This window comes from Streptomyces sp. M2CJ-2, assembly GCF_016757295.1.
In the GTDB taxonomy this organism is placed as follows: Bacteria; Actinomycetota; Actinomycetes; order Streptomycetales; family Streptomycetaceae; genus Streptomyces.
Genome location: NZ_JAESIF010000133.1, coordinates 1 through 8573 on the forward strand (window position 1 = coordinate 1; position 8573 = coordinate 8573).

Below are 8573 nucleotides of genomic sequence, written 5' to 3' on the forward strand. Positions count from 1 at the left end.
AAGCCCGGGGTGGTGCCGAGCATCGCGGCGGCCCGGCCCATGGTGTAGGCGGGGTAGTCGTCGTCATCGAGACGGTTGAACGAGTCGTCTGCTGTCACTTGCACCTCTCGGTAAAACGCGGGGAGGGGCCCTGGTGCCAATGGCACCAGGGCCCCGAAGGAACTACTACACCATCTGCCGGCCCTGATCCTGCGCCGGCCTCCTGTGTCCGCAGACCCGACCGAGATGCTGCCGGGGGTGCGGGGATCGCGGTTGCCTGACCGGAGACCACCTCACTATCGATGTCCTGCGGTACCCGGGCCCAAGACGTCCGCCCGGGCGATCCTGATGGCGCTCGGCTCCTCCGTTCTTCCCTCTGGGATCAATCACTTACCTACTGCTGGTACTGCTCTCCTGCGTACTGCTGGTGGCCTGTGACAGCGCCACTCTCCGGCAGCCGGCCCCGTCGCCCGTCCTGCGTCTGCTCTGGCCTGGAACCCCACTGCCGAACCTCCCGGTGCGCGCGTCCGCAGCCGACGCCTTCACCGAGGTACTGCTCACTGACTTCACTGCGGGGTCCTGCTCACGGCGGCCCCTGATCACTGCGGGCCACCCGGTCCGGTCGTCAGTCCCGTCGCCCGTCCTGCAACCGCTCTGGCTCCGGAACTCCACCACCGCACCGTCCTGCGCACTGCAACTGCGGGCACTGCGGCCCGGCAGTTCGTCTCTGCCGGGCCCTGTTGATCTCGGCTACGAGAAAAACCATAACCACACCACCACCCAATGTCTACTGCGGCCGCCATAGATTTCCGCGTGTTCGCCGGTGAGGTAATCGGGCCCTGCCGGGTTCAGGGGGCACCGGGCCGGGCCCAAGCACCGGGCAGGCAGGACCGGGCATTGACGAGCCAGCGACCAGGGTGAACCTGCTGGACACGATGTGCGTCGACGCCACGACCATCCGCTCCGCGACCGCGGTCGCCGACGCGCGCGAGACCACCCGGGCCTTCCGCAAAGCCCTCTGGTGGCCGGCCGTCGACTCAGAAGCGGCCGACACCGTCGTCCTGGTCGTCTCCGAACTCGTCACCAACGCCCTGCTCCCCGGCGGCGGCACCTTCACCCTCCGCCTGACCGCCCACCGCGACCTCATCGAGGTGGTCGTCGACGACTCCAGCTCGCAGGTGCCGCGCACGCGCGCCCCCGACCTGAACGGCGGCACCGGAGGCTTCGGCTGGGCCGAAGACAGGCAAGGAGCGGTTCGACGCCGAGTTCGTCAAGGCGGTCAAGGGCACCGATATCAAGGCGCGTCCCCCCAGGGAGAAGACCACCACGGCCGCGAAGCGGCTGACCAAGGCGGCAGCCCACAAGCTGATCGGTGCCCTGGTCGCCTCCTGACGCCGTCAGCCCTCCACGCCGTCCTCATCGTCATCGAGCCCGGAGGCGTCCGGGTCCCGCAGCGGGCGCAGGGTGCCGCCCGCCGACTGGGTGGCGGTGAAGCTGTAGCGGCCCAGGGCGTTCAAATTCTTGTGCTTGAGCGGGGACAACCGGGCCACGTCCTCGTCGCTGATCTCGGGGCCCTCGGCGCGGAGCTGGGCGACGGCGGCGGCCGGGGAGTCGGCCGGGTGCTCCCAGTGTGGGGCGGCGTCCAGTTCGGCGGCGCCGTGCTCGTCCCCGGGCACGACGGCGGGTTCGGCCGGACAGCACCGCGGCGTCGGCGGCGTCGGTCAGGCGGCCGTACCGGGCGTCCTCGTCGGGGTCCTCGAACTCCGGGAGGTTCCAGATCTTCAGCTGCTGGGCCAGGTCGTCCGGGAGGCCCTGCGGGATGGCGTCGGTCGCAGCACGAGGGCGTAGACGGCTCGTCGGCCGGGGGCCGGGGCCACGACCCGGGTGGCGAATCCGTAGCGGTACAGGCCCTTCAGGTCGTCTCGAAGCCGGTCCTCCCCTACGCCGAACTGCCAGGCGTAGCGGGCGGCCAGCGTCATGCCTTCGTCCGTGCGGCCGGTGCCCCACTGGCCGACATCCCACCATGCGGGCGAGGCAAATTCCTTGGGGCGTCAGGGGAGGAGAGCTGACGAGAGTCTTGCCAGGCGTCGCTGGACGTCTTCGCGGGCGCCACTCTTTCCGGGGACCTGCGTGCACAATGTCGACGGCTCGGTGCCCAACTCGCGTGCTCTGGAGGGTTCGGTGACGCGGTGCCAGGCATGGTGGACGCGGTCGACGGCGACGACGTCCGGGTGGTCTTCGGGCTGTCCGGCGGTCAGGCGCACCACGGCGCCGCGTAGCCAGGGGGTTGCGTCGGGGAGGTGGGCCACGACCTGTTCAGTGGCTGGACGCGACTCCCCGGATTGAAGCCCCGTCCCCCGGCGACATCGACCCGGCAGTAGTGGCCGCGGACGCCGAAGCGACCCCCGCAGTGGAATTGCCGGGGGTCGCTCGTACTACAAGATGTGCCGAGCTGCCGTTGCCCCGTTCCTAGCCGCCGGTAGCACTAGGAAGGTCGCAGCCGAAGGACTTCAGCGGATGACCTGAACGTTCGCGTTGAACGAGCCGTTGCCGTTTCCCGGGACGTCGTCGTTGATTCGCAGGTAGAGGTACGTGCCGCTGCCGGTGTACAGGAAGCTCGTGCCGGTTCCGACGTATCTGTAGCGGCCGTCGGCTCGTGACAGCAGCGAGTAGGCGCGGGCGCTCGGCATGGGGAACTTCGGGTCTTGGGCCGTGTTGGTCCAGCCCTGGGGGCCGTTGTTGCCGGTGAACCAGACACCTGCCCAGATCGAGCCCTGGGCGCCGATCTGAACCGTGTCGCCATACTGGAGGAAGCAACCGGTGTAGACGTCCCAGTCCGACTCACGCACCTCGACGTTCTGGTTGCAGGCGACGGTTGAGGCATTGGCGGCTGTGGGGCTGACGATGCCCGCCCCGAGGGCGGCCAGCAGTACGGTCGCGGTGGAGATGACGCGCTTGAACAGGATCATGGCTGATCTTCCCCCCTGATTCGGACGATCTTGGTGTCGTCACTGGAGGATTCATGGTGGGGGTGAGAGGCGGTCGGCACCAGCGTTCTCGCAAATTCTCAGCTTGCCGCTCAGCCCACGTCGTAGATTCTGCGTAGCCATCTCGCACGTGTGTCGGGGTTCGGGGAGTATCCGAGCGGGGATGACCGCTACGCCTCCCCCTGGCCGACGGACAGCACAACCTCACGCCCCTTCCCCGACTACCGGCGCAAAGCGCAGTTCACAGACCTCTGCGCAGGTCGAAGCAGACAGCCGGCGGAGGAAAGTTCACCGCCTCGCACGCACCCGACCCGCGCGCGCCTCGGGGCCCGCCGCCGCCCACGGCGATCCCGGTGAGGAAGAACGACGCGCGCCGGGCGAGAATCCGGCATGACCGCCCGCCGCCCGCCGGGCACCGGACCGACCCGCACCGCCACCGAAGCGGAGCTGCCGCCCGCGCCACGCGCCCCGCTCGCCGCCGAACGCCTGCCCACCGCCCCGGCCGCCGGCGACCCGATGCCCGCACGCCCAATCACCGGGCGCCGAACCCTGGGCGCCGGCCCCGGCGGTGATCCGCAACCACCCACCGCCGAAGGCACAGCTGCGCAGCCTCCCACAGTCTGACGGCACGACCCGGCCCTACAGGTCGAACTCCAGGTGCTCCACATCAGTGAACTCCACCTCCAGGCCGTGGGCGCGGCGGCCACCATCCCGGAAGTACATCTCGCCAAGGCCCTCGGCGGCGATGTCGCGCAGCTGCTGCTCGCCGGCGCCGGCGTCCTGGGCGGCGAAGAGGCGGGCCGCGTACTGCGGGGCCAGGGCGAGGGTCAGATGCCGGATGCGGGCGTCGTCGGTGGTGCCGGGCGCGGCGGTGAAGCCGAACCGGGCGCGGGTGTCAACGACCAGGCCCGTGCTGGTGGCCGCCTGGCGGCGGGCTTGGGCGCGGATGCGGGGCTGCCAGCGGGCGCGGACCGCGTCCTCCAGCCGTTGGGCGAGGTCCGGGCGGGGCCGGCGGATCTGGTCCTTCACGTATCCGCTCGACGGTGCGCTGGGTGACGCCGAGGGCGTCGGCCACCGCGCGGGTGCCCTTGAGCTGCCTGACCAGGTAACGCATCTGCGCCAACCGACTTGGGGATGGGGCGGGTGAACGCTCCTTGTACGGACCGCTCGAGACCGTCTCTGTTCTCCCTGATCCACACCCCCGAGCACACTAATCACTCGCCGGCCAGTGGATCAGAACTCACGAAACTGAGACAGCGTTACCCCTCACGTGATAACACCCCCACGACAGCGATACCCCACGGATCTCTCACATCCAAGACAGTGGCCCCACGCCCCTAAACCGCCACCCACCAGCAACAACACACCCAGACCCCACTGTCACTCACTCCACTGTCCCGAAACCGAGAGATCGCACAAAGACCTCACCCGGACCGGCCAATGATCACGACTCGATACGCGCCCTAGGCCGCAGTCCCCGGCCCTGCCTCCCTCGGGTCCCCCAGTGGCCGCGTCAACCCGTCGTCCGCGGCCGTCCGCCGGGCCGGCTCTGTCGCGTCCAGCTCCCAGTGGTGCCGGCACTCCTCGCAGCGGACCCCGTCCACCAGCACCTCGGTCTCCCCGTTCGGGCAGTCCGTGCCGTCCCCACGACCCACGCACGCCTGTTCTCTGGTGTCCTCCATGGTTCGACCGTGCGCCGCGCCCACGGCGGCCGGGAGAGTGCCTGCGGGGGCGCACAGGTGCTCACACCCGGCACGACGCCTCAGCACCCGTCAACCGTCCCAGGTCGGGGCTGTCATGGATGTGACATCCCCTCGTTTGCGGCTGCTGACAGCGTTCTTACCGGCACCCCGACTGGTCACGAATTGACGCTCACCGTTGTGGTTCCCAGGCTGGTATGAGGGGCCGGCGAAAGGGACCGTGGTCGTGAGTGGTGGGCAGAGTGAACTTCCCCGGTTGCTGGCGGCAGCGGAGACGGCCGCGCCGGTGGAGGCCGTCGACGTGGTCGCCGAGGACCTGCGGCGGCGTCTCGAGGCCACGAAGGTCTCCTTCCTTATCGTGGACCTGACAGGGAGGGCGGTGGCACGGCTGTCCACCACTGATGCCGCGGAGGGTGGGCGGGAAGCGGAGCGGATCCCCCTGCTCGGCAGTGTCTACGAGCAGGTGATCCGTACCCAGCGGCTGTACCAGGAGGAGACCGGCCGGGGACAGCGGGTGATCGTGCCGGTCACCAACCGGGGAGATGCCATCGGGCTGCTGGAACTGCTCCTTCCGGCCGCCCCCGGCGGGGACGTCCTCGATGCGGTCGGGGAAGCCGCCCACGTCCTGGCCTATATCGTGATCGCCAACGGGCGCTTCACCGACCTCTACATCTGGGGCAAACGCTCCCGGCCCCCCACCTTGGCAGCAGAGATCCAGTACCAGCTGCTGCCCCCGTCACTGTCGTGCGAGGCTGCACAGTTCACCCTGTGCGGGAGCCTGGAACCCTCCGAGAACCTCAGCGGCGACACCTTCGACTACACCCTGGACCGCGACACCCTGCACGTGTCGGTGACCGACCCCATGGGCCACGACATCGACGCCGCGCTGGCCGCCACGGTCCTGGTGGGCGCCCTGCGCGGCGCCCGCCGTGCAGGAGCCGGCCTGGCCGAGCAGGCCCACCGGGCCGACCAGGCCCTGGCCGACCACGACCACGATCACGCCACCGGGCAGCTGCTGCGCATCGACCTGAACACCGGGCAGGCCCGGCTCGTCAACGCCGGCCATCCCTGGCCACTGCGCATGCGTGAGGGGGCCGCGGAGATGATCACCTGCGAAGTGGACCACCCCTTCGGGCTGTCCGCGCTCGCGCCCCACCCCTATCGGGTTCAGGACATCGATCTGCGCCCCGGTGACCGTCTGCTCATGCTGACCGACGGCATGCTCGAACGTCATGGAGAGAAGGTCGACCTGCCCGCTCTGCTGGAGCACACCCGGGACCTGCACCCGCGGGAGGCCGCGCTGATGCTGACGTCCGCGGTACGGGACGCCGCCGGCGGCCGGCTCGCAGACGATGCCACCGTGATGTGCCTGGACTGGCACGGCCCCCAGGAGCCCCAGCGGCATGCCAGCTCCGGCGCGGACACCCAGCAAGCCTCAGCCGGCCGCACGAAGCAGTGGCCGTGACCAGGGCGCTTTCCTGGACGGTGGATTTTCGGTTCAGGCGGCCGGTGAGTAGCTCTCGCTCGTCGGGGCATCGCCTCTGAGCACCGTGAAGTCGACGTCCAGGCGCGGGTCATACGCCTCGGGTTGGATGCCGAGCTCGTGGGTGGAGTACTCGCCGAACCGGCCCCGGGCTCCTACCTGGCCCCGGAATCCCAGCTCGGACACCAGGGGACAACTAACCAGCCGGTAGCCAGGGCGAATCGGACGTGACGCCACGACCGCCGTATGCCGACCTGCGGAAACGACCCCAGGGGCCCGGGGATCCCCGGGCCTATCTCGGACGCCAACCGCAAGGTACGGGGCGACGCAGGCTCAGCCCCAGGGGTGATCCTCCAGGCTGCCGAGAAGCCGCTGGATCGACGCCATGTCCCGGCGGATCGCCTCCGTCCAGGGCGTCACGTCCTTGCGGTGCTCCGCCACGGGGTCCATCCACTCGTCGTCCGGGGACAGCTTGTCGAAGGCAAGGGAGTCGTTCGGGTTATCCCGCCACTCGGCGGTCGCCTCGCCGTCCCCCAGGCCATGAACCACCGGTCTTCGCCGGGCCATTTGATGGCGATGGCCTGCTCGTACCGATGAATGCGGATCTGCGGGTGCCGACTCTCCGGCTGCTCTTGTGTCACGCCGCATCATCATGCCGCTCGTACCTTGCGGCTGGTGGCCGAGGTAGGAGTTCGGGGCCAGGACGGAGCGGTGCGCTCGCACGGGGCGCCGCTGACCTTCCTGTAGATCCTGATGCCTGCCTCCTCGAACCGACCGCCCGACGACGAACCGACCCCCGGACCTGCGGATCCTGCCGGTGCTGCGCTGCACGTTCATCTGGCCGCGCCGACACGGTGGTCGGTGTACCGGGCGCACCTGCAGGCGGCCGACGGCCTCACCCCGTCTGTGCCGGACTCCCCACCGGAGAGCAGCCTTCGACCACAACCCCGGTGCTTCCTGGCGCGACCGGTCCGAACCACGACGATGCAGGCCCGCGTCGGCGAGTGCCGTGGGAAGCGAGGTCTGGGGGTCGGCGAAGACCCCCAGTGCCCACGCGCCCCGGCCACAGGTCTGTACGCCAGCCCCAACCAACCGACTGCCGGGCGCTAGCCGAAGGTGATCAATGCGTCACCTGCTGTCAGTGGCGGCTGCTTTGATGGGCGGTTGCGCCGGTGCGGCGCGTTGCCCAGGGGAGGGGAGGCACGTCGTGGTGCAGGTAGGGGAGTACGAACGGGCGGACGGCACGAAGGTCAGGGCGCACTCGCGGTGGCACCCGGGGGCACGGCGGGAGCTGACCATCTTCGCCGTGGTGGCCCTGGCCGTCGTCGGCTTCGGCAGCAGCGGCGGCGGAACGGCCGGCGGCGCCGGGGCGGGCGAGCGGTTACTCCGGCCGCAGCAGAGCGGGGTGTACCCGGTGCACTTCCCCGGCTGGGAGAAGTCCGCGCCGCGGCCGACACCGACGGTGTCGTACCCGATCCGGTGGGACCGCAGCCAGTAGAGCGGCTCCACACAGACAGAGCAGGGTCCCGGATTCGTCCAGGGCCCTGCTCGCGTCGGGTGGTTCAGCGCCTCGGGAGTTCGTACGCAAGAAGCGGGTGAACCACCCACTTCCAGGTCTCGCCGTCCAGCGTGGGCACGACGACGGTGTCCTCGTCCAGGTGCTCGGCGCTGGCCCTTGCGATCGTCTTGAGCAGGTCGAGGCCGAATCCGGGAGGGAGCTTCGGTCGGCCGCTGACGTGCAGGACCGTTACTCTTCCCTCCGCCCCGATCCGCAGCGCGTCCACCGTCTCGTTGGTAGAGCGCACATGCTCGATGGCGTCGGCACGGAACACTTCAGTCATCAGGGCCGAACTGTCGTAGAGCACCCATACGTGCGCCACGGTCCCCTCCTCGGGCTCAACGTCGTGATCAGGCCCATCATGGGCGACAGCCTGCGGGCGCCGGGCCGGTACAGTCGAAAGGGCGTCCGCAGTCAGCTCGAATGGCTGCGGGCGCCCTCTCGTGTGCCGGACGGTCAGCGGTCGACGACGTCCTTGTCGAGGTCGCGGTGAGGCGCTGTCACGTTGTTGAGTGTGCGAGTGCCTAACGGCGTGTCGGGTGTGGTGGGGCCGGGTCCCGACTCCGTGCTCAGGCCGCGGCAGCAGGCCGGCGACGCCGGTGACCTGGTCCCAGATCGCGAAGCGGACGGTCATCTCGGTGCGGTAGTGGGCGGCGGTCATCAGGTGGCGGCGGGGTCGGAAGTAGGGTGAGATGCCGCTGAACGCGGACAGGAACCGCTGAGCCCAGCCGACGCTACGGAAGCCTTTCATGGCGCGTTCGCGCTGCCTCGTCGGCTGGTGGCTGTTCTCGGCCCGGTTGTTCAGGCCCTTGTGCGAGCGGTGTTCCACCGAGGGCATGACCTCGCGGTGCGCCGCGCCGTAGGAG

The 8573-nt window shown here is 69.7% G+C and carries 8 protein-coding genes and 5 pseudogenes; 4 read left to right on the forward strand and 9 right to left on the reverse strand.

The window, feature by feature from the left end:
* Nucleotides 1-98 (reverse strand): annotated as a pseudogene (locus JL475_RS41620) (MerR family transcriptional regulator); the annotation flags it as partial.
* Between the two features lie 807 nt (nt 99-905).
* Between JL475_RS41620 and JL475_RS40890 the strand changes: the two are divergent.
* Nucleotides 906-1211, forward strand: a pseudogene (locus tag JL475_RS40890) (ATP-binding protein); the annotation flags it as partial.
* A gap of 165 nt (nt 1212-1376) precedes the next feature.
* Here the strand turns inward: JL475_RS40890 and JL475_RS37275 are convergent.
* The 3 genes and pseudogenes from JL475_RS37275 to JL475_RS37285 all read right to left on the reverse strand — a co-directional run.
* Nucleotides 1377-1580 (reverse strand): annotated as a pseudogene (locus JL475_RS37275) (Tn3 family transposase); the annotation flags it as partial.
* A 180-nt stretch (nt 1581-1760) separates the two neighbouring features.
* Nucleotides 1761-1958, reverse strand: a complete 198-nt coding sequence (locus tag JL475_RS37280; RefSeq protein WP_202282657.1) for a hypothetical protein — start codon at nt 1956-1958, stop codon at nt 1761-1763.
* Between the two features lie 531 nt (nt 1959-2489).
* Nucleotides 2490-2948 (reverse strand): hypothetical protein, encoded by a 459-nt coding sequence (locus JL475_RS37285; protein ID WP_202282658.1) that lies wholly within the window; start codon nt 2946-2948, stop codon nt 2490-2492.
* Nucleotides 2949-3356: 408 nt separating this feature from the next.
* Between JL475_RS37285 and JL475_RS37290 the strand changes: the two genes are divergently transcribed.
* Nucleotides 3357-3590, forward strand: a complete 234-nt coding sequence (locus JL475_RS37290; RefSeq protein WP_202282659.1) for a hypothetical protein — start codon at nt 3357-3359, stop codon at nt 3588-3590.
* 15 nt (nt 3591-3605) lie between these two features.
* Here JL475_RS37290 and JL475_RS37295 read toward each other — a convergent pair.
* Nucleotides 3606-4159 (reverse strand): annotated as a pseudogene (locus JL475_RS37295) (helix-turn-helix domain-containing protein).
* A 270-nt stretch (nt 4160-4429) separates the two neighbouring features.
* Nucleotides 4430-4648, reverse strand: coding sequence for a hypothetical protein (locus JL475_RS37300; protein WP_202282660.1), 219 nt, complete (start codon nt 4646-4648; stop codon nt 4430-4432).
* 244 nt (nt 4649-4892) lie between these two features.
* Here JL475_RS37300 and JL475_RS37305 point away from each other — a divergent pair, with 244 nt between their 5' ends.
* Nucleotides 4893-6131: a PP2C family protein-serine/threonine phosphatase gene (locus tag JL475_RS37305; RefSeq protein WP_307825315.1), complete on the forward strand. Its 1239-nt coding sequence runs from the start codon at nt 4893-4895 to the stop codon at nt 6129-6131.
* A gap of 33 nt (nt 6132-6164) precedes the next feature.
* Here the strand turns inward: JL475_RS37305 and JL475_RS37310 are convergent, their stop codons facing one another.
* Both JL475_RS37310 and JL475_RS37315 read right to left on the reverse strand, forming a co-directional pair.
* Nucleotides 6165-6335: a hypothetical protein gene (locus JL475_RS37310; RefSeq protein ID WP_202282661.1), complete on the reverse strand. Its 171-nt coding sequence runs from the start codon at nt 6333-6335 to the stop codon at nt 6165-6167.
* A 147-nt stretch (nt 6336-6482) separates the two neighbouring features.
* On the reverse strand, nt 6483-6698 hold the full coding sequence (locus tag JL475_RS37315; RefSeq protein WP_202282662.1) for a hypothetical protein: 216 nt from the start codon (nt 6696-6698) through the stop codon (nt 6483-6485).
* A gap of 658 nt (nt 6699-7356) precedes the next feature.
* Between JL475_RS37315 and JL475_RS37320 the strand changes: the two genes are divergently transcribed.
* On the forward strand, nt 7357-7647 hold the full coding sequence (locus JL475_RS37320; RefSeq protein WP_237409377.1) for a hypothetical protein: 291 nt from the start codon (nt 7357-7359) through the stop codon (nt 7645-7647).
* A gap of 766 nt (nt 7648-8413) precedes the next feature.
* Here the strand turns inward: JL475_RS37320 and JL475_RS40895 are convergent.
* Nucleotides 8414-8573: pseudogene (locus JL475_RS40895) on the reverse strand (DDE-type integrase/transposase/recombinase); the annotation flags it as partial.